At 67.7% G+C, this 21,778-nt stretch carries 14 protein-coding genes; 6 read left to right on the forward strand and 8 right to left on the reverse strand.

From position 1 onward, the window contains the following. Nucleotides 1–219: 219 nt before the first annotated feature. The 7 genes from glmS to CFB49_RS06615 form a co-directional block, all read right to left on the reverse strand. Complete coding sequence (gene glmS / locus CFB49_RS06585) at nt 220–2,037, reverse strand: glutamine--fructose-6-phosphate transaminase (isomerizing) (RefSeq protein ID WP_089434853.1); 1,818 nt, start codon at nt 2,035–2,037, stop codon at nt 220–222. Between the two features lie 49 nt (nt 2,038–2,086). Next, entirely contained in the window at nt 2,087–3,175 is a 1,089-nt protein-coding gene (locus CFB49_RS06590; protein ID WP_089490927.1) for a hypothetical protein, read from the reverse strand. A 92-nt stretch (nt 3,176–3,267) separates the two neighbouring features. Next, entirely contained in the window at nt 3,268–5,406 is a 2,139-nt protein-coding gene (locus tag CFB49_RS06595) for a polysaccharide deacetylase family protein (protein WP_069617148.1), read from the reverse strand. A gap of 335 nt (nt 5,407–5,741) precedes the next feature. Next, nucleotides 5,742–6,512 (reverse strand): hypothetical protein, encoded by a 771-nt coding sequence (locus tag CFB49_RS06600; protein WP_089490928.1) that lies wholly within the window; start codon nt 6,510–6,512, stop codon nt 5,742–5,744. Nucleotides 6,513–6,525: 13 nt separating this feature from the next. Then, nucleotides 6,526–7,536: a YaiO family outer membrane beta-barrel protein gene (locus tag CFB49_RS06605; protein ID WP_089490929.1), complete on the reverse strand. Its 1,011-nt coding sequence runs from the start codon at nt 7,534–7,536 to the stop codon at nt 6,526–6,528. Nucleotides 7,537–7,546: 10 nt separating this feature from the next. Next, the gene (locus CFB49_RS06610) at nt 7,547–8,542 is read right to left on the reverse strand and encodes a polymer-forming cytoskeletal protein (protein ID WP_089490930.1); all 996 of its coding nucleotides are present in this window, start codon (nt 8,540–8,542) and stop codon (nt 7,547–7,549) included. A 3-nt stretch (nt 8,543–8,545) separates the two neighbouring features. Then, the gene (locus CFB49_RS06615; protein ID WP_089490931.1) at nt 8,546–10,099 is read right to left on the reverse strand and encodes a glycosyltransferase family 2 protein; all 1,554 of its coding nucleotides are present in this window, start codon (nt 10,097–10,099) and stop codon (nt 8,546–8,548) included. A 1,182-nt stretch (nt 10,100–11,281) separates the two neighbouring features. On the opposite strand from CFB49_RS06615, the gene wecB reads away from it, so the two are divergent. The 5 genes from wecB to CFB49_RS06645 all read left to right on the forward strand — a co-directional run bounded on the left by wecB (nt 11,282) and on the right by CFB49_RS06645 (nt 18,863). Further along, a complete protein-coding gene (wecB, locus tag CFB49_RS06625; protein WP_069617153.1) occupies nt 11,282–12,499 on the forward strand; it encodes a non-hydrolyzing UDP-N-acetylglucosamine 2-epimerase in 1,218 nt (405 codons plus the stop codon). Nucleotides 12,500–12,952: 453 nt separating this feature from the next. Beyond that, nucleotides 12,953–13,414 carry a (2Fe-2S)-binding protein gene (locus CFB49_RS06630; protein ID WP_069617154.1) on the forward strand — a complete coding sequence of 154 codons (462 nt, stop codon included), beginning with the start codon at nt 12,953–12,955 and terminating at the stop codon, nt 13,412–13,414. Then, a complete protein-coding gene (locus tag CFB49_RS06635) occupies nt 13,411–15,735 on the forward strand; it encodes a xanthine dehydrogenase family protein molybdopterin-binding subunit (protein WP_089490932.1) in 2,325 nt (774 codons plus the stop codon). The genes CFB49_RS06630 and CFB49_RS06635 overlap by 4 nt, the downstream gene beginning before the upstream one ends. A gap of 175 nt (nt 15,736–15,910) precedes the next feature. Beyond that, complete coding sequence (locus tag CFB49_RS06640; RefSeq protein WP_089490933.1) at nt 15,911–17,740, forward strand: acyl-CoA dehydrogenase; 1,830 nt, start codon at nt 15,911–15,913, stop codon at nt 17,738–17,740. Between the two features lie 142 nt (nt 17,741–17,882). Next, the gene (locus CFB49_RS06645; RefSeq protein ID WP_069617157.1) at nt 17,883–18,863 is read left to right on the forward strand and encodes an NADPH:quinone oxidoreductase family protein; all 981 of its coding nucleotides are present in this window, start codon (nt 17,883–17,885) and stop codon (nt 18,861–18,863) included. Between the two features lie 147 nt (nt 18,864–19,010). Here CFB49_RS06645 and CFB49_RS06650 read toward each other — a convergent pair whose 3' ends face one another. Further along, complete coding sequence (locus tag CFB49_RS06650; protein WP_179234864.1) at nt 19,011–19,577, reverse strand: PadR family transcriptional regulator; 567 nt, start codon at nt 19,575–19,577, stop codon at nt 19,011–19,013. 151 nt (nt 19,578–19,728) lie between these two features. On the opposite strand from CFB49_RS06650, the gene CFB49_RS06655 reads away from it, so the two are divergent. Continuing rightward, on the forward strand, nt 19,729–21,753 hold the full coding sequence (locus tag CFB49_RS06655; protein ID WP_089490935.1) for an oxidoreductase: 2,025 nt from the start codon (nt 19,729–19,731) through the stop codon (nt 21,751–21,753). The last annotated feature ends 25 nt before the right edge of the window (nt 21,754–21,778 follow it).

Here is a 21,778-nt window from a genome sequence, read left to right on the forward strand (position 1 = left end):
GGTAGGTTTGCGTTGTCGTTTGCCGAACGGGGCGACCCGATTCGGGGCGAAGGCGGTCCCGGCCAGCCTTTCCACCGTGGAACGGACGACATGAGCTCTCAATATTGTACGAAGTATTCGGGATTCGACAAGGCGCGAATCGCGCACGCGGCGTGCCGCGCGGGCCCGATTGATCGGTTGAAGACCTTCGCGGGCCCGCCCGAGTCCAGGAACCGCGCGTCACTCGACCGTCACCGATTTCGCCAGGTTCCTCGGCTTGTCGATATCCGCGCCCCGCAGGCACGCCGCGTGATACGCGAGCAACTGCAACGGCACGACGTGCAGAATCGGCGACAACAGCCCGTAGTAATCGGGCATGCGCAGCACCGACACGCCTTCGCCATTGTCGATCCGCGTATCGGCGTCCGCGAACACGTAAAGCTGGCCGCCGCGCGCCCGCACTTCCTGCATGTTCGACTTGAGCTTTTCGAGCAGCGCATCGTTCGGCGCGATCGTCGCGACGGGCATCGTATGCGTGACGAGCGCCAGCGGCCCGTGTTTCAGCTCGCCGGCCGGATACGCTTCCGCGTGAATATACGAAATCTCCTTCAGCTTCAACGCGCCCTCGAGCGCGATCGGGTAGTGCAGCCCGCGCCCGAGAAACAGCGCGTTTTCATGCTGCGAGAATTCCGCCGCCCAGCGCTCGATCTGCGGCTCCAGCCCCAGCACGTCTTCGAGCGCGCCGGGCAGGCGCCGCAACTGCGTCGTATAGCGCGCGAGCTGCGCATCGTCGACGTAGCCGCGCAGCCGCCCGAGCGTGACGGCGAGAATGAACAGCGCGGCGAGCTGCGTCGTGAACGCCTTGGTCGACGCGACGCCGATTTCCGGGCCGGCCCGCGTCAGGAAGCGCAGGCCGGTCTGGCGCATCATCGCGCTGGTCGGCACGTTGCAGATCGCCAGCGTGTCGATGTGGCCGAGCGCCTGCGCGTACTTGAGCGCGGCGAGCGTGTCGGCGGTTTCGCCGGATTGCGACACGCTGACCACCAGCGTATTCGGCATCGCGAGCGCGTCGCTGTAGCGGTATTCGCTCGCGATCTCGACCTGCGCGGGGATGCGCGCGATCGTCTCGAGCCAGCGGCGTGCAGTCAGGCCGGCGTAGTGGCTCGTGCCGCATGCGAGGATCAGCACGTTATCGATCTGCTCGAACGCGCGCGGGGCGTCGGGGCCGAATACGGCCGGATCGAACAGTCCGGCATCGGGGATCGTCGCGGCCACGGCCTGCGGCTGCTCGAATATTTCCTTCTGCATGAAATGCCGGTATGGCCCGAGCTCGACCACGCCCTGCACGGACGGAACGGTTTGTATCGCGCGTTCGATCGGCGCGCCGGTGCGATCGAGCACCCGCACGCCGCCCGGCGTCAGTTCGACGATGTCGCCTTCCTCGAGAAAGATGAAGCGGTCGGTGATGCCGGCGAGCGCGAGCGCGTCGGACGCGAGAAAGCACTCGCCGTCCTTCACGCCGACGACGAGCGGCGAGCCGGCCCGCGCACCGATCAGCCGCTGCGGCTCGCGCTTGCTGAACACCGCGATCGCATACGCGCCGTGCAATTGCGAGGTCGCGTCGCGGACGGCGGCGAGCAGGTCGCCGCGATACTTGCTGTGGATCAGGTGCGCGACCACCTCGGTGTCGGTCTGGCCGTCGAACTCGTAGTGTTCGGCGGATAGTTGCTTGCGCAACGTCTCGTGGTTCTCGATGATGCCGTTGTGCACGAGCGCGATTTCGTCGCGCGAGAAGATCGGATGCGCGTTGCAGGTTGCCGGTGCGCCGTGGGTAGCCCAGCGCGTGTGCGCGATGCCCGTGCTGCCGGCCAGGCCGGCGCTGCGCACGTGGGCGTCGAGATCCGCCACGCGCGACATGCTGCGCTCGCGGCGTGCCTGGCCGTCGACGACCGTCGCCACGCCGCATGAATCGTAGCCGCGATATTCAAGGCGGCGCAAACCTTCGATCAGAATCGGGACGATGTCCCGTTGCGCGACCGCGCCGACGATGCCACACATGACACGTCTCCTTCCCTGTAGATTCCCCCGGACCGTGCGCACGCGTGGATCAGCGTGACACGGTCTCCGTTGTCGCCGCCGTCGTGAAACCGCATTGAGCGGGCGCGACCGGGTCGGCCATCCGGCTTTCGAATGCCAGATAAAGCGCTTCCTCCAGGACGTTCCAGTGTGCGCCGTGCCGGTACGGGCCCGATAGCGCATGCCAGCACGCGACCGTGTTCCTGTCGTTCATCTTGAATGCGACCAGTGCGATCAAGCCCCACGGATAATCGGAGCTGGCCAGTTGCAGCCAGGTCTTGGCGTACTTCTGCATCCACTGCGCGTAGAACACATCGTTCGATTGCTGTGGAATCTGAATGCCCGACAGGAGCGGAAAGATCTGCGCCACTTTCGCCGGATAGAACGTCGTGTCGCTGATGCGCTGCGTGCTCGCGCGAAAGCCCGACTGCGTGCCGCGCCAGAACACCTTCAGGATCGCGGACGCGAGCCGGTCGGCGCGCTGGCTCCACGGGCCGGCGCGCGTGGAGTCGCCATGCCGGACGTAATACGCGGCGAGCGCCTGGAACGCGCTGTGTACCTCGACGTTGTCCATCAGCAGCGCGACGTGCAGCGTCGACGAGATCTGATAGACGCCCGTGGGCTTGCTGAGCAGCGTATCCAGATGCGCACCGGCGCGATTCAGGCTGAGTTCCCATGCGGCGGGCAGGCCGTCGGGCGGCGCGAAGCGGGCGAGCAGTTCGATCCAGGTCGCCATCATCGCGTCGTCGGCGTCGGCTTCGGCGCATGAACTGTACTGGCCGCTCTTCACGCAATAGCGATCGAAGCCGCCGTCCGGCCGCTGGCGCGGCAACAGCCACGCGATCCATGCGAGCGCGGCCTGATGGGCGTCGAGGCCGGCATCGGCGGCGCCGAGCAATGCCTTCGCCGCGAAATACGGATCGATGCCGGCGCCGTTCAGGCGCACGGTGATCGCCCCGTCGGGACGTTGGTAGAGTCCGTTGAGCTGCAGTTCGGCGGCGCTCGCCTGCGGTGCGACGCCGCATGCGACGACACAGCAGGCGATGCACCACAGGCGGCATAGCCGGGCGGTGGCCGTCACGCGTGCGCGTGCGGCCGGGAAAAGCGCGGGCCGGTTCATGATGGGGGGCTCCTGCGCGGTGGTCCTGCGCAAATTCCGCCGGGCGCGGCGTTGGCCGCGTCGCGCGCCGGCGGGTGTGTCGATGTCGCGGCTCAGTGCACCTTGGCGCTGGTGAACTTGAGACTGGTCCCGCTGTTCGCGGTCACGAGCCAGTACGTCGAGTCGGTGATGACGACGCTACCGAGGCCTTGCGTGATCAAGGGCAGCGAGAAGGCCTTCTTCGGCAGCAGCCACGTCATGTTCGCGAGGCTGGTCGGGTGGCTGGCGGCGAATGCCCAGCCGCTGCCCGTATCGGTGGCCGACCACGTGACGTTCAGGCGTGCGCGGTCGAACACCGTGATGTCGGTCATCGTGTACCACTTGAACTGACCCGTGAGCTTCAGCATGTTGGCTTGATTGAAGATCGCGGACAGCGTCGACGTGTAGGACGATGCGCCGAGCGGGTGTGCATAGATCAGCCGGCTCGTGCGGTTCGCGACGACGAAGTTCATCAGCGATGCGTACCAGTTGTTCACATCGGCAGTCGGCACCGCATACTGCTGGAACTCCTCGAACGTCGCGTACTTGCCGAACGGCATCACCGGGTAAGCCCACAGGCCCGGGTTCAGCAGCGCGCCGTTGCGGTATGCGCGGGTCGGCGCCGAGCCGGTGTGGCCGGTGAAGTAATAGCCGTTGAAGCCGTTGCTTTCGAGCCAGTTGACCGACCACGTCGGCGTGTTGCCTTCCGGCGCCGCGTACTCGACATCGGGCAAGGCTGTCGTCGCCTGGACGGCCTGGTGGTTCATCACCAGGTACTGCGTGAACGTGCTCGCGTTCGTTTCGCTCGCATTCGCCCCCCAGTAGTCGTGAATCCAGCCGCCGTGGCTGCCGACGCGATGGCCCTTGCTCACGAAATACTTGAGGAGATTCTGCGCGGACGGGTTGTTCGCGAGATTGATGCCGCCACCGTCGCCGAAGGCCGCTTCATCGGGGCCGGCCGTGACCACGAGCGAGAACGGCCCGTTGTTCCACACGCCGAGACTCTTCAGGTAGAGCGCCGGCTGGATCTGGTCGCCCGCGCAGAAGTGCCAGTTGAACACGAGCCCGGCCATCGCCTTCGGCAACGGCGACAGCGACGGCAGATTCAGCATCTGCGTGCCGAAATAATGCAGGTAGCCGTGAATCAGCATGCCGTCGGTCTGGCCGTCGAGGTAGGCGAGCGGCAGGTTGACGAACAGCACGCCGCCGTTGCCGTATGTGTTGTAGCCGGACACCAGCCCGAAAGTCGGCGAGGTCAGGATCGTCGTGCCGGTGTACGTCCCCTGGGTGACGAAGCTCGGATAGCTGAGGAAGCCGTACACGTAGCCGGAGATGCCTTCGAGCGTGTCGGCGGTGGTGGCCAGCGTCGACGCGAGCGCGTTGGCCGTCTTGCCGGTCGACGTGCTCAGCAGCGAATTGGCGGTATACGTCGTGGTTTTCTTCAGCTTGCCGGCGACGGTGCCGGTCAGCTTCGGGGCCGTCTGGTTCAGCACGCCGCTGCCGGTGGACGGCGTCGTGTACTGGAACCATGCGCCGTGGTTGTAGTTGGCGAGGCCGCCGGGGTTCGACGGGCTCGCGGACAGGAACTGTGCGCTGCCCGACGTCGAAGTCGTCGACGTGCCCGAGGGGCTCGTCGCCGCGAACGCGCTGGCGGTCGTGGCGGTCGACGAAGTCGTGGTCCACGCCATCGACTTGCCGGGGGGCACCTGGAGCGTGCGCAGCCAGCTGCTCATGCCGGTTACGTTGCCGAGACCGATCATGTTGCCGCCGTATTGGTCATACAGCACATAGTCCACGCCGACCATGCTGCTGAAGCGCGATTTCGGGCTGACGTAGAAGCCGGCCGAATTCAGCACGCCGAAATCGTAGACGAGCATCACCTTGCCGCCGTTCAGCGCGTAGTTCTGAATCGCCGTCACGAGCGCGTCGGCGGCTGTCGTATGCACCTGATCGGGCAGGATCAGGCCCGGATACTGAGACAGCGTCGCGCCGGCCGCCATGAACTGGCTGTCGGTCATCACCTTGATCTGCAGCCCTTCCTCCTGGGCACTGTCGAGCCATGCGGATACGCGCGAATCGGGCAGCGTCAGCGTATCGGGCACCAACAGCAGAAGCTGGTTGGTGGCCGCCTGAACGCCGCCCGGACTGAATGCGAACGCGAGCGCGAACAGCGCGAACAGGATCCGCAAGAACTTGCCTGACTTTGCCAACATGGTGTGCTCCTCGCTCAAGGAATGGGGGGCGTGCGGCAGCCGGGATACGCGTGCCGCCAGGTCGAGCAATCCAGCCCCGAAGGTGTTGTGCGGCTGTCCGGGTCGTCGGGTATCGAGCGGTGCGTGTCAGGGCGGTCCGACTGCGCAAATGCGCCGGTGCGCCGCGCTGCCTTCACCGGTGAGAGGACTCGATGCGACGCATTGAAAGAAGCGAACAACGTGCCATTGGCGCAGGAGGCCCGGTCCTGCGGGCTTCTTGCGCTGCAGGTCGCGCGGCACGGTCGCAAACCCGGCGGATTCGTTTCATCGCTGATACGGCGCGTTGGGACGCGCTATCAGCAGACGGAATCGCGATCGCGCGTCAGTGCGCCGGGCCAGCTCGCGCAGTAGGTATAGAGCGTGACCAGCAGGCCGATCAGCAGCGGCCCGCCGAGCAGGAAATAGCAGAACGGCAAGAACAGCAGCGAGCCGTGATGGACGATCGTCGCGTGCAGCAGCATCACGAACGGCAGCGCGAACACGAAGTAGCCGAGCACCAGCAGCGACGCGACGGCTTTTTGCAGCAGCGAGAAATCGAGCGGGTAGTACAGTGCGGCCATGACCAGCGGAATCAGGGCGATCGCCGCGCCGTGCAGCACGAACATGTCGCGCAGATGCAGCTGCGGGACGTACGGGAACGTGCCGGGCGCGAGCCAGAAGTACGCGCAAATCAGCAGCTGGGTGAAGCTCGCGATACGTAACAGATATGCAACAGGCAGCCAGTGCGAGCGCCGGATGAACGATGCGGCGAAGCCGATCATACAGAGCGCGGTGGTGGCGACGAGCAGCGTGCCGCCCGGCATGCGGGCCGCGACGTCGATCGACAGCAGCGGCACGCGCGGTGCGTCGGCCGGATAACCGATCACGATCACATGAAGCGCCGGATCGATCTGGCGCGCGCCCCACGCCATCACCGCGCGCCAGTAGCGCCACGAGAGCGGCATTCCGAACCACAGCGACGCGTACAGCGCGGGTGTCAGCAGCGCGATCGACGACAGCCAGCGCTGCGGGTGCGCGTGGGTGCGCAGCGAACGGTCGACGGGGGGACGGACGGGATGCGTGTGCATGGCGCCCGCCCGCTTACCAGCGATAGAAGACGCTGAGCTCGCCGCCGATTCGTGAGTAGTACGGGTTGTGGTAGTAGGCGAATTCGAGTTGCGTTCCCCACTTGCGCGTGACCCAGTAGCGCCATTTCGCGGTGATCTCGTGGCTGCGGAAATCCGCGATCTGCGAGCCCGAGCCGGTGACCTGATACGCTTCGCGGCCGACGCCGCCGCGCAGCACGATCACGCTCTTGCCGACTTCGCCGTAGGTGACGGCGCCGTAGTAGGCGGGCGCCTTCACCGATCCGGGCGAATCGACCGTATAGTTCGCGCCCGCCTCGAAAATCCACTTCGGCAATGCGTACCAGATCACGCCGGCGTGATAGAGCTGATCGCGGTGGCCGCTGCGGTTCCATGCGTAGCCGGCGCCGAGCGACACGACCAGCGAACGATCGGGCAACAGCTTGCGGTTGATCGACGCGTCGATGCGCGCACTCGGCAGGATCGTGCCTGACGTGGTGCCGGAAAAGCCGATCCCGCCGAACCAGTCGGGGCCGAGGTTCTGCACGTAGGTCAGCGCGCCGAGCTGCGTGTTCTCGCCGAAGCGGTGCAGTTGCGCCAGTTCGCCGAGCACGGTGCGGCTGCCGTCCTGATAGACGCCGCGCAGGTGCACGCCGTACCAGTCGCCGTAGCCGTGCGTCAGATGTGCGCTCGAATAGCCGAGCGACAGCTCGGTGTGCGATTCCTGCGGCGCCTGAACATGGGTGACGACTGCATCGGGCAGCGGCGGCCGGTTCGTATCCTCGGGCGTGAACTCGGCGAGCGGCACGCCGTCCGGCAGGCCTTCGGCCTCCACGCGCACGAACATCGATTCGTCGCGCATCCTTGGCGTGATGACGGTCGTGGGGGGCGGCTGTACGGCGGGCGCGGCGGCGGCATCGTCCGGCTGCTCCGCCAGCGCCGCGGGCGCGCCGAAGGCGACGCCGCACAGCATCGCGAGGGTGGCAACCGGCACGCGCGGGCCGCGATGGCTGGGGCGATCGGACATGAGGCGCTCCTTAACGGGATGTGTGGAACCAGCCGCTGCGCCACGCGACGAGATCGCCATGCACGCACGCATGATTGACGATCGATACGTCGCGCGCGCACGCGCTGACCGGATGACCGGCGACGCCGATGCGCGCACCCGTCAGTCGCAGCAGGCCGCCGGCCGACACGACGCCGTCGATGCAGCTCGCGTGGGCGAGCAACACGTCGTCGCGCGCGAATACCGCGCCGTGCAGCAATGCGCGGCGTTCGAGTTCGACGCGATGTGCCTTGACGCTGCCGCGCAGCACGCAGCCTTCGCCGAGGACGAGCGTCCCTTCGACGATCAGGTTGCCTTGCACGACCGTGTGCGCGGGCAGGCGAACGTCGCACGGCAGCAGGTAACGACCGTGCAGGAAGCGATGTGGCAGCGACGCGAAGTGACGGGTGAGCGTGATCGCGCGGCGCGGGGCGGCCGGTGTGTCGGCAGGCCGCTCGCCGGGTGCCGCGCCGAAGACGATCGGCTCGCCATACAGGCACGCGAAGCCGCCGGCGCCGCGCAGGCGCACCGTGTCGCCGACCACGACGCCGCGGAGCACCGCGTCGTCGACGTCGATCAGCGGCGCATGCGCGAGCGTGCCGATCGTCGCGCCGGCATGAATGTCGATGCGCTCGTCGGCGAACGCGTACGCGGCCCGCGCGCCGTCGTCGAGCGTGATCGAACGATCGGCGTAGAGCACGTCGTCGCGATGCGCGTCGCGTGCGACATGGATCGCGTCCACATGCTCGACGGGCAGCCCGAGCGCTTGCCACGGCGGCGCGCCGGATGCATCCGGCGGCGGCGTGCCGGCCACGTGCGCGCGCAGCGCGTCGTGCCAGCGCGCGGCGAGCAGCGCCTGATCGACGAACGGCCCGTCGCCGATCGGCAGCGCCGCGACGTCGCTGCGCCGGATCAGTTCATGCAGCATCGGCAGGAACGGCAGGCTGAGCACGCCGGCCACCGGCACCATCACGTTGAAGGTCGTCATCGCTCATCGCTCCGGTTTCAACTGCCGGCGAAAACGCTCGGTCTTGTCCCATTTCAGTTCGCGGCGGAACGCGGCGTCGAGCGCGAGGCCCCACAGCGCGGAGACGACCGCCGCGATCGTCACGCAAAAGCCGACGACGTTGACCGGCACGAGCCTCAGCCGCGTCGCGCGGCCGTCGAGCCGCGCGGCGACGACGATCTCGAAGAACACGCCGAAGTTGCCGAAGGTGCTGAACGAGAACAGCGCGAACAGCGACAGGAGCAGGCCGAGCGCGGTCGAGTTGACGCCGTTGAACAGGTAGAGCGCGAGCGCGGCGCTCCAGGCGATCGCGAGCAGCGCGGGCATCGCGAACACGCCGAGCAGCAGCGCGCCGTCGAGCCGGCAGCGTCGCGAGATCAGCGGGGTGCGCAGCACCGGAACCAGATAGCGCAGCATCGTCTGGTTGTGGCCCTTCGCCCAGCGCGTCAGTTGCCGCGCGCGGACGGCCCAGCGCTCCGGCACTTCCTCGTAGCATTCGGCGTGGTTCAGATAGACCGTGCGCCAGTCGCTCAGCAGCAGGCGGTAGGTCATGTCGGTATCTTCGGCCAGCGTGTCGTCGCACCAGCCGCCGACGGCGTCGAGCGCGCCCTTGCGGATGCCGCCGACCGTGCCGCCGTATTGCGGCACCAGGTTGAGATTGTTGCGGGCTTGCTGGTTGACCTGATAGCCGCCCGCGCGCTCGAGATCGAGCAGCCGCGCGAGCAGGTTGCTGTCGGCGTTCTGCGGCACGACGCGGCCCATCACCGCGCCGACTTCCGGGTCGAAGAACGGTGCGACCAGTTCCTTCAGCAGCCCCGGGCGCGGCAGGTAGTCGGCGTCGAATACCACCATGATGTCGCCGCGGATGAAGCGCAGCGCATCCTTCAGCGCGGCTGCCTTGCCGGGCTTGCCGGTCTCGCGGTGAAACGGCTGGATCAGCTCGGGCGCGAGTGCGCGGACTTCGTCGATCAATGCGCGCGTGTTGTCGGTCGAGCGGTCGTTGACCGGAATGATCGTCAGTCGGTCGCGCGGGTAGGTCGTCGCCAGCAGCGCCATCAGGCAATCGACGATGACGGTTTCCTCGTTGTGGGCGGCGACGAAGACCGTGAGCCGCGGCCAGTCGCCGTGGGTCATCGTCCGGTACGGCGCGTGCTGCGGCTTGAACAGGCGGTCGAGGCTGAATACGTAGTGCCGTGCGGCATACGCGCACGTCAACAGCGTGAACAGCCACAGGTACGCGACACACGGTATCAGCAGCAGCTCGGGGTCGAACGCGATGCCCGGCGGAGGGGAGAGTGGCGGCTCGAGCGACGTGTCCGTATCGGGCGAGGCCGGCGCGACGAGCGAGAGCGTCACGCTGTCGAGCGCGGTGCGCTCCATCGCGAGTCCGGTGGTTGCGGTCGTTGCGGCGGGCACGCCGAACCGGACCGGTTCGGCGATCGCCTGCGAGGCGGTGTCGCGCACGATGAGCGAGCAGGCAAGCACGATCAGCAGCAGGATGCCTTGCTCGCAGAGTGACGCCGCCAGCGTTTTCTTCATGTCCCCATCCCCGTGCCCGCAACGACGACCGATGAGAGCTGAAGGCGCTCCGTGGATCGCGCGGACGTCAATGGGAAACGATGGCGCATTCGTTGCAGGGCGGTTGTAGGCTGCCCCGGACGGACGTGTCGCGTCGTCTCCCGGCTTCGTTGCTTTGGTGTTCCCGTCCGTCTGCTGCGATGCGAGTGCTTCGGGACGCACGTGTCCGACATCAAGCAAGGCGTGAGCCATCTGCCGCGATGCCCCGCGCAGCAAGGGCGCGCGCGCGGGGAACGGATGCGGCGCGCGTGCAGCCGGCGTGTTTTGATTCACTGACGAATCAGCATGAGCACGTCGCATCCGACCCCGCACGGTCGGGCGCGCGCCGCGAGCGCGTCGCGCGGCGCCCGGCCGTCCAAGCCGCAGATGCCGGCTTGCCGGGTACGGCTTGGCATGATGGGCCGTCGTGTGCCGGTCGGCGTGCATGCGTCGGCCCCGCGATTACCACGGCGCACTGCTTTCACATGAGACAAATGGACCGGACTCCGATGTATTTGCCGGTTTCGAATCCGCGTTACACATCCGCAACATTTCCCGCGCCCCGATTCGTGTGATGCAAGGCAGCGTCGGATGTCGATGAAATCCTGCGCGCGCGACGACGGTCGACGCTCGAGTGCGCACCGCGCACTGCACAGACGAAAGGGGCGAATCGAGGCGACGCAACGCGCGTCGAAAGGTCAACGCGATCCGCATCGTCACGGGGGCGCGACCTGCATGCGCGATTCGTCGGACGACGTCGTCAGACGGATCGCGCGATCGTCCGACCGTTTATCGGTGTCGCGTCGATCCGGCGATGCGGGCGTCCGTAGCAGTTGTGAAACATTCCGTCACGCACCGTTCGCGGGCAATGGCCGCCGAGCGAAGCGGGCCGCGACGCGAGCCGGCTGGTTTGAATATTGCTGGTGTGGGAGGACGTGACGCTCGACACGGCGAGGAACGACTCATGACGTGATTGATCCAGTGCAACGGGACGCCGGTAGTACGACGATTCGCGCGGCCCGGACCGCGCGGACGAAGCGGTGCGCTCGCCCCGCAACACCGCCGCGTGTCGCTCGCGTGCGAATACGGGATGCGCCGCCCGAATACATGCTTCGCGCCACGTGCAGGATCGCCAGGCGCGAAGCGGGCTAAACGAGGACAACGATGAAGAAGATCTTGCTTGTGTTCGGGACCCGGCCGGAGGCCATCAAGATGGCGCCGCTGGTGCGTGCGCTGAAGGCGCAGGCGGATGTCGACGCCCGCGTGTGCGTGACCGCGCAGCATCGGGAAATGCTCGATCAGGTGCTGACGCTGTTCGACATCAAGCCCGACTACGATCTCAACCTGATGCGGCAAGGCCAGACGCTGACCGACGTGACGACCGGCATTCTTCAGGCGATCGGCATCGTCTTCGACGATTTTCGGCCGGACGTCGTGCTGGTACACGGCGATACGACGACCACGCTCGCGGTGAGCCTGGCCGCGTTCTATCGCTATCTGCCGGTCGGTCACGTGGAGGCCGGCTTGCGCAGCGGCGACATCTGGTCGCCGTGGCCGGAGGAGCTGAATCGCCGCGTGACCGATGCGGTGTCGTCATGGCATTTCGCCCCGACCGGGCAGGCACGCGACAATCTGCTGAGCGAGGGCGTGCCGGGCGGGGCGGTCTCGCTGACCGGCAACACCGTGATCGATGCGTTGCACGAGGTCAAGCGCATGCTGGATTGCACCGCCGCGCTGTCGGACAAGATCGCCGCGTACTTCCCGTTTCTCGAACCGTCGCGGCGCGTCGTGCTGATCACCGGCCATCGCCGCGAAAGTTTCGGCGAACCGTTCCGGCATTTCTGCGACGCGCTATGCACGCTGGCGAACCGCTATCGCGATGCGCAGTTCGTCTATCCGCTGCACCTGAACCCGAACGTGCGGGACCCGGCGCGCGCGCGGCTCGGCGGCGTGCCCAACATCTACCTGATCGAGCCGCAGGAATATCTGTCGTTTGTATTCCTGATGTCGCGCGCGCATTTCATCATCACGGATTCGGGCGGCATTCAGGAAGAAGGGCCGGCGCTCGGCAAGCCGGTGCTCGTCACGCGCGAGACGACCGAGCGGCCCGAAGCGATTCAGGCCGGCACCGCGCGGCTCGTCGGCACCGATCAGGACCGGATCGTGTGGGAGGCGTCGCGGCTGTTCGACAGCGAGAGCGCATACGAGGAAATGTCGCGCGCGAGCAATCCGTACGGCGACGGCCACGCGAGCGAGCGGATCGTCCATGCGCTGATGCGCACGCCCGGCGTATCCACGAAGACGACCAGCTTCTCGATGGGCGCCGCGGAGATGCCGTTCAACGCGCTCACGCTCGGGTTGCAGGCGTTGCGGTCGCCGTGAGGAAGATCGCCCGCTAGCGCGTTGCGGCGCGTTCGGCGCAACCATCAAGCATCCGGTCCGGCCGCGAGGTCGCCGGATGTTTGTCTATGTGCGACCCGGAACGCACGCATCCCGACGCACTCGGAAGTCACACCAATGACACGTCCGGTCCCCGGCCGTGCCTTCTCCCCGCTTGCCTAAAACTCCCGAATCGCCGGGAGCCGACGTCAAATCCGAAATGGTTCGATAATGCGGACGGCGATCCATGCGGACGAGCGCCGGCCGGGGCGAAGGTGAAAGGTTGCGCAGGCAACCGGCCGACGGCATCGTTCGCGGCATCCGCCCGACCGTGCGTGCACGCGACACGGTCGACGAAACGGCGCCACGCCTGCCTGATCGTTCGGAATGTGCGCCGCGCCGTTCGAATCCCCACTCGATGCCTGCCCGGCGGGCATCGCAACCAGGAGGTGAATGATGATCACGCTGACCGTCAACGGTAGCGAGCAGCACTTCGACGGCAATCCCGACATGCCGTTGCTCTGGTATCTGCGCGATGTGCTCGGCCACACCGGCACCAAGTTCGGCTGCGGGATGGCGCTGTGCGGTGCGTGCACCGTGCATCTCGACGGCGTCGCGATCCGCGCGTGCATCACGCCGGTCGCGGCGGCCGCGTCCCGGCGCGTGACGACGATCGAGGGGCTGTCGACGGATCTCACGCACCCGCTGCAACAGGCGTGGCAGGAACTGAACGTCGCGCAATGCGGCTACTGCCAGTCCGGGCAGATCATGCAGGCCGCGTCGCTGCTGAAGACGAATCCCCATCCGAGCGACGCCGACATCGACGATGCGATGTCCGGCAACATCTGCCGTTGCGGCACCTATACGCGCATTCGCGCGGCGATCCGGCTGGCCGTGCGCCGCGGAGGTGATGCATGAGCGCACCCGAACTCTCCGTCCACAACGAAAGCCGCCGCGCGCTGCTGCTCGGCTTCGCATCGGGCGGGCTGCTGCTCGCGTTCGGCGTGCCGACGCTCGCGCAGGCGGCCGCGCCGGTGCAGCCGCCCGTCAGCGCGAATCCGCAGTATGGCGGCGCCGGGATGCCGCACGGCTTGCGCGACGATCCGAACCTGTTCGTTGCGATCGCACCGGACGGCACCGTCACGGTGACCTGCATCCGTTCCGAGATGGGCCAGGGCGTACGCACGAGCGTCGCGCTCGTGGTCGCCGACGAACTGGGCGCGGACTGGGTGCGAGTGAAGGTCGCGCAAGCAGTCGGCGACGAGCCGCGCTACGGCAACCAGAACACCGACGGTTCGCGCAGCCTGCGCCAGAGCTTCGCCGCGCTGCGCCGTGCGGGGGCGGCCGCGCGCACGATGCTCGCGCAGGCGGCCGCTGCCGTGTGGGGCGTCGACGTGCGTCAGGTGAAGGTGACGGTGCACGAGGTCGTCGACACGCAAAGCGGGCGCAAGCTCGGCTTCGGCGAACTGGCCGCGAAGGCAGCCGCGTTGCCGGTGCCCGATACGAAAAGCGTGGCGTTGAAGGCGCCGGCCGAATTCCGCTACATCGGCAAGGGCAAGACGGCGCTGATCGACGGACGCGACATCGTCGGCGGCCGCGCGCGGTACGGGATCGATACGCGGCTCGACGGCATGCTGTATGCGGTCGTCGCGCGACCGCCGGCGTACGGCGACACGGTCGCGTCGTTCGACGCATCGGCCGCCGAGAAGCAGCCGGGCGTCGTCAAGGTCGTGCAACTGGCGTCGACGCCGCTGCCGTCCGGCTTCCAGCCGCTCGGCGGCGTGGCCGTCATTGCGCGCGATACGTGGACGGCCATCCAGGCACGCGCGCAGTTGAAGATCGACTGGAAGCGCGGGCCGCATGCGGGCTACGACTCGGCCGCGTATCGCAAGACGCTCGAAGCGGCCGCCGCGCAGCCGGGCGACGTGATCCGCAACGACGGCGATGCCGCGGCCGCACTCGCCGGCGCCGCGAAACGCGTGCGCGCGACGTACTACGTTCCGCATCTCGCGCACGCGACGATGGAGCCGCCCGCGGCGGTGGCGCGGGTGGCCGACGGCCGCTGCGAAGTGTGGACCTGCACGCAGGCGCCGCAGACCACGCGCGACGAGATCGCGAAGGCGCTCGGCGTGCCGGCCGAGCGCGTGACGGTCAACGTGACGTTGCTCGGCGGCGGCTTCGGCCGCAAGTCGAAGCCCGATTACGTAGTGGAAGCCGCGCTGCTGTCGAAGGCGGTCGGCGCGCCGGTGAAGCTGACGTTCACGCGCGAGGACGACATCGCGCACGACTACTTCCACGCGGTGTCGCTCGAAGCGTTCGACGGCGGGATCGATGCGGCGGGGAAGGTGATCGCGTGGCAGCATCGCACGGTCGCGCCGTCGATCCAGTCGACGTTCCGCGCCGGCGTCGTGCACGAGCAGCCGGGCGAGCTCGCGCAGGGCATCGCGGATCTGCCGTTCGCGATTCCGAACGTGCGGATCGAGAATCCGGCGGCCGAAGCGCACACGCGGATCGGCTGGTTCCGCTCGGTGTACAACATCCCGCATGCGTTCGGCATCCAGAGCTTCGTGTCGGAACTCGCGCATGCGGCCGGCCGCGATCCGAAGGATTTCCTGCTCGACCTGATCGGGCCCGCGCGGCGTTTCGAGCCGCACATCACGGTGAAAAACGTGAACTACGGCGAGGATCCGGCGCTGTATCCGGTTGATACGGGCCGGCTGCGGCGCGTGGTCGAGACGGTCGCGCGCGAAGCCGGCTGGGGGCGCAAGCTGCCGAAGGGGCGCGGGCTCGGGATCGCCGCGCATCGCAGCTTCGTGTCGTACACGGCAGCGGTGTGCGAGGTGCAGGTCGATGCGGACGGCAGGATCTCGGTGCCGCGCGTCGACATCGCGATCGACTGCGGGCCGCAGGTCAATCCGGAGCGGGTGCGCTCGCAGCTCGAGGGCGCGGTGGTGATGGGGCTCGGCATCGCGCTGCATGGCGAGATCACGTTCAAGGACGGCCGCCCCGAGCAGAGCAACTTCAACGGCTTCCAGGTGCTGCGGATGAACGAGGCGCCGCGCGAAATCCGCGTGCATCTCGTCGCGCCGGACGACTATGCGACGCCGCTCGGCGGTGTCGGCGAACCGGGCCTGCCGCCCGTCGTGCCGGCGCTGACCAACGCGATCTTCGCGGCGACCGGCACGCGCATCCGCAGCCTGCCGGTTGCCGATCAGCTCGCGAAGCCGCAGGCGGGCTGACGCGACGGCTGTCCCGCGCCGGGTCGCCCCGTGCGGCCCGGCCCACTTCCCGGATACGCGGACGAGCAGGCGCGTCGTTGTCGTTTGCGAACGACCGTGCTAAATTCCTGCCAGCACTTGGCGTCACGCAACCCTTCATTCGGCTGGCACGGCCAGCACCCCGGGAGGCAGCACGATGAGCCTGTTGATGTCGCGACGCGATCTTGCGTTCCTGCTGTATGACTGGCTCGACGCCGAAGCGCTCGTCGCGCTGCCGCGCTATGCGGAGCACAGTCGCGAGACTTTCGATGCGGTGCTCGACACCAGCGAGCGTATCGCCGAAGACCTGTTCGCGCCGCACGCGGCGCGCGGCGATCGCGAGGAGCCGCGGTTCGACGGCGAACGCGTGACGCTGATCCCGGAAGTCGAACCGGCCGTGCGCGCGTTCGCGGACGCCGGGCTGATCGCCGCGGGCCACGACGAAGCGCTCGGCGGCATGCGCTTGCCGAAACTGGTCGAAGCCGCGTCGTTCCTGTTCTTCCAGGCCGCGAACATCGCGACGGCCGCGTATCCGTTCCTGACCGTCGCCAATGCGAACCTGCTCGTCGCGCACGGCAGCGCCGCGCAGATCGACGCGTTTGCGCGCCCGGAGCTGGAAGGGCGCTTCCTCGGCACGATGTGTCTGTCCGAACCGCAGGCCGGCTCGTCGCTGTCCGACATTGCGACGCGCGCCGATTTCGAATGCGATTCGCCGCTCGGTGCGCGCTACCGGCTGACCGGCAACAAGATGTGGATTTCCGGCGGCGAGCACGAGCTCGCGGAGAACATCGTCCATCTCGTGCTCGCGAAGATTCCCGACGAGCACGGCCGGCTGCAGCCCGGCACGCGCGGCATCTCGCTGTTCATCGTGCCGAAGTTTCTGACGGGTGCCGATGGCGGCGCGAACGGCGAGCACAACGACGTCGTGCTCGCCGGGCTGAACCACAAGATGGGTTATCGCGGCACGACCAACTGCCTGCTGAATTTCGGCGAAGGGACGCGGTACCGGCCGGAAGGGCGCGCGGGCGCGATCGGCTACCTGGTCGGTCAGCCGAATCACGGGCTGGCCTATATGTTCCACATGATGAACGAAGCGCGCATCGGCGTCGGCGCGGGCGCGGTGGCGCTCGGCTACACCGGCTATCTGCATGCGCTCGACTACGCGCGCAACCGTCCGCAAGGGCGCCCGCTCGGGCCGGCCGGCAAGGATGCGGCCGCGCCGCAGGCGCCGATCGTCGACCATCCGGACGTGCGCCGCATGCTGCTCGCGCAGAAGGCGTATGTCGAAGGCGGCCTCGCGTTGATCCTGTACTGCGCGAAACGCGTCGACGAAGCGCGTGCGCACGACGATGCGACGGTGCGCGCCGATGCCGCGCGGCTGCTCGACATCCTGACGCCGATCGCGAAAAGCTGGCCGTCGCAATGGTGTCTTGCCGCGAACGATCTCGCGATCCAGGTGCACGGCGGTTACGGCTACACGCGCGACTATGCGGTCGAACGGCTTTATCGCGACAATCGCCTGAACCCGATTCACGAAGGCACGCACGGCATTCAGGCGCTCGATCTGCTCGGCCGCAAGGTCGTGCAGGACGATGGCGCGTCGCTGCGCGCACTCGATGCACGCGTCGGCGCGACCGTCGAGCGCGCGCAAGCGCTGGAGGCCGGCACGCGCGAGCAGGCCGATGCATTGGCGCGGCGCTGGGCGCGGCTGGGCGACGTCACGCGGGAACTGGGCGCGATCGGCGATCCGCAGACGCGGCTCGCGAACGCGAGCGTGTATCTCGAAGCGTTCGGCCATCTCGTCGTCGCGTGGCTGTGGCTCGACGTGACGCTCGCCGCGCACGGGCGCGACGGCGATTTCCACGACGGCAAGCGCGCGGCGGCCCGGTACTTTTTCCGCTGGGAACTGCCGAAGGTGGATGCACAGCTCGACCTGCTGTCGAGCGTCGACACGACGACGCTCGACATGCGCGATGCGTGGTTCTGACCGTGGCTTCAACGACATTCCGGAATGCTGACGATGTTGCCGATGCCGTCGGGCATCGCATACGCGTCGTGAACCGGCCGCGCGGGGATGTCCCGCACACCGTACCGATGCCCGGCCACGCCGCGCAAGGAGAGATAAGCGCATGAAAGCCCTGTTGTGTACCGCATTCGGCCCGATCGACCGTTTGCGCATCGCGGACGTCGCGATTCCCGAACCGGCTGCCGGACAAGTCCGGATCCAGGTGAAGGCGGCGTCGCTGAACTTCCCCGACGCGCTGATCGTCCAGGGGCTGTATCAGGTGAAACCGGCGCTGCCGTTTTCGCCGGGCGCCGAGTTTGCCGGCGTGGTCGACGCGGTCGGCGAGGGCGTCACGGCATGGCGGCCCGGCGATTCGGTGATGGCGTTTACCGGCCACGGCGGGTTCGCGCAGCAGTGCGTGGCCGACGCGCACCAGCTCGCCGCGCTGCCGCCGGACATGACGTTCGAGCAGGGCGCGGCGCTCGTGCTCGCGTACGGCACGTCGCTGCACGCGCTGCAGCAGCGGGCGCGTCTGCAGGCGGGCGAGACGCTGCTCGTGCTCGGCGCGGCCGGCGGCGTCGGGATCGCCGCGATCGAGATCGCGAAAGCGCTCGGTGCGCGCGTGATCGCGGCGGCGTCGAGCGCGGACAAGCTCGCGCTGTGCCGCGAGGCAGGCGCCGACGAGACGATCGACTATGCGACCGAGGACCTGCGCCGCCGCGTCGACGAACTGACCGGCGGGCGCGGCGCCGACGTCGTCTACGATCCGGTGGGCGGCGCATACAGCGAAGCGGCGCTGCGTGCGACCGCGTGGCGCGGCCGGTTTCTCGTGGTCGGCTTCGCGGCCGGCGAGATCCCGAAGCTTGCGCTGAACCTCGCGCTGCTGAAGGAGCGCGACATTCTCGGCGTGTTCTGGGGCGATGCGGTGCGTCGCGATCCGGCGCAGCATGCGGCGAACATGCGGCTGCTCGCCGAATGGTTCGCGGCCGGCAAGGTGCGGCCCACGATCACCGAACGCGTGTCGCTGGACGGCGCGGCCGATGCGATCGCGCGGATGGCGAACCGGCGGGTGAAGGGCAAGGTGGTGATTTTGCCGGACGCGTGATCCGGTTTCGCCGCGCGCTGCTTCGACGCAGGCCGCGCGGCCTGGGCTTCACGAAAGCGGGCGCGGTGCGATCGATTGTAAAGGCGTCGCGACCCGACAGTCGGGCGCACGATGTCGATCGGCGCTGAAGCGAACGCCGCAGCGGCTTCAATCCTTCGGCAAACGCAGCGTGTCGAGCGCGTGCTGCGAAAACTCGACCCAGAACCGTTCGTTCGCGATGCCGGCCTGCAGCACCAGATGCTGCAGGCGCTTCGTGCGCGAATCGCCGGCCACCGAAGCGCCGTCCGCCGGATCGCCGGCCGCCAAAAAATCACGCGCCTCGATTTGCAGATACAAGTCCAGCTTTTCCTGATGCAGCGCGATGCGTCGCCGGATCTCGTCCTCGAGGCCGGCCGGCCCGAGCACGGCTTCCGCGCGCAGGCGCACCATCAACGCCTCGCGCAGCGGCGTCGGATCTTCCGGTTCGGCGATCCAGCGGCGCAATTCCTTCTTGCCGGCCGGCAGGATCCGGTACGCGCGCTTGCGGCCGCGGCCGGACTCGGCGGGCAGCGATTCGATCCAGCCCGTTTCCTCGAGACGCCCGAGTTCGCGATAGATCTGCTGGTGCGTCGCCTGCCAGAAATAGCCGATCGATCGATCGAAACGGTCGGCGAGCTCGGACCCCGAACCGGGGCGTTCGGCGAGGGCGGTGAGAAGCGCGTGAGGCAGGGACATGTCGGATCGGGGAAGGCTGCGCAATGAACCGAATCTTGCCATATCGGTGCCGCGGCACAAACGGTGGGGCCTCTTTGTGCAACATGTTGCATAAACAAAATCGACGCGCTACCATCTGTGCAACTTGTTGCATAAAAATGGAGACGCCCCGATGACCTCCCGTTATCCGCATTTGACGACCCCGCTCGAACTCGGCTTCACGTCGCTCAGGAATCGCGTGTTGATGGGGTCGATGCACGTCGGCCTCGAGGAAGCGCCGAACGGCTTCGAGCGGATGGCTGCGTTCTATGCGGAGCGCGCGCGCGGCGAGGCCGGCCTGATCGTCACGGGTGGATTCGCGCCGAACGAGCGCGGCCGTCCGGGGCCGGGCGGTGCGATGCTGACGACCGAAGCGGAGGCCGAACACCATCGTGTCGTGACGCGCGCGGTGCACGCGGAGGGCGGCCGGATCGCGTTGCAGATCCTGCATTTCGGGCGCTACGCCTATCATCCGGCGCTCGCGGCGCCCAGCGCGCTGAAGGCGCCGATCAACCGGTTCACGCCGCATGCGTTGACGAGCGACGAGGTCGACGAGACGATCGCCGATTTCGTGCGATGCGCGGCGCTCGCGCAGCACGCGGGCTACGACGGCGTCGAGATCATGGGGTCCGAGGGCTACCTGATCAACGAATTCATCGCCGCGCGCACGAACCATCGCGACGATGCGTGGGGCGGCGCGTACGACAACCGCATCCGCTTCGCGGTCGAGATCGTGCGGCGCGTGCGCGAGCGTGTCGGCACGAATTTCATCGTCATCTACCGGCTGTCGATGCTCGATCTCGTCGAAGGCGGCTCGACGCTCGACGAGGTGATCCGGCTCGCGCAGGCGATCGAGGCGGCCGGCGCGACGATCCTCAATACCGGCATCGGCTGGCACGAGGCGCGCATTCCGACCATCGCGACCAAGGTGCCGCGCGCCGCGTATGCGTGGGTGACGCGGCAACTGATGGGCAAGGTCGGCATCCCGCTCGTCGCGACCAACCGGATCAATACGCCGGAAGTCGCCGAGCAACTGCTCGCCGACGGCTATTGCGACATGGTGTCGATGGCGCGGCCGTTCCTTGCCGATGCCGATTTCGTGCGCAAGGCGCGCGAAGGGCGCGCGGACGAAATCAACACGTGCATCGGCTGCAACCAGGCGTGTCTCGATCATACGTTCAGCGGGCGGATCACGTCGTGCCTCGTGAATCCGCGCGCGTGTCATGAAACCGAGCTCGTGATCCAGCCGGCGCCGCGGCGCAAGCGGATCGCGGTGGTCGGCGCGGGGCCGGCCGGCCTCGGCTTCGCGGTCACGGCGGCCGAACGCGGTCACGCGGTCACGCTGTACGAAGCCGGCGACGAGATCGGCGGCCAGTTCAACGTCGCGAAGAAGGTGCCCGGCAAGGAAGAGTTCAACGAGACGCTGCGCTATTTCCGCCGGCAGATCGAATTGCGCGGCATCGCGCTGCACGTCAATACGCGTGCGACCGCCGAGATGCTGTTGCAGGGGGAATTCGACGAAGTGGTGATCGCGACGGGCATCGTGCCGCGCACGCCGCCGATCGACGGCGTCGGGCATCCGAAGACGCTCGGCTATCTCGACGTGCTGCGCGACGACAAGGCCGTCGGTCGCAACGTCGCGATCGTCGGCGCGGGTGGCATCGGCTTCGACGTCGCCGAATATCTCGTTCATCGCGACGGCGGCGAGCGTGTCGATGCGGACCGGTTCTTCAGCGAATGGGGCGTCGACCGGTCGTATGCGAATGCCGGTGGCCTGGGTGAAGCGCGGCCCGAACCGGCGGCGCGGCACGTGCACCTGCTGCAGCGCAAGGCGTCGAAGGTCGGCGACGGGCTCGGCAAGACCACCGGATGGATTCACCGTACCGCGCTGAAGGCGCGCGGCGTCGGGATGTCGTCGTCGGTCACATACCGGCGGATCGACGACGACGGCTTCCACGTGACGATCGACGGCGTCGATCAGACGCTGCCGGTGGACAACGTGGTGATCTGCGCGGGGCAGGAGCCGTCGCGCGAGCTGGCGGCGCAACTGCAGGCTGCCGGATGCCGCGTGCATCTGATCGGCGGCGCATACGAGGCCGCCGAACTCGATGCGAAGCGCGCGATTCACCAGGGCACGACGCTGGCGGCGACCCTTTGATTGATACCGATCCGTTTCTGTTTCT

This window comes from Burkholderia sp. AU17457 (assembly GCF_002223255.1).
GTDB lineage: Bacteria > Pseudomonadota > Gammaproteobacteria > Burkholderiales > Burkholderiaceae > Burkholderia > Burkholderia sola.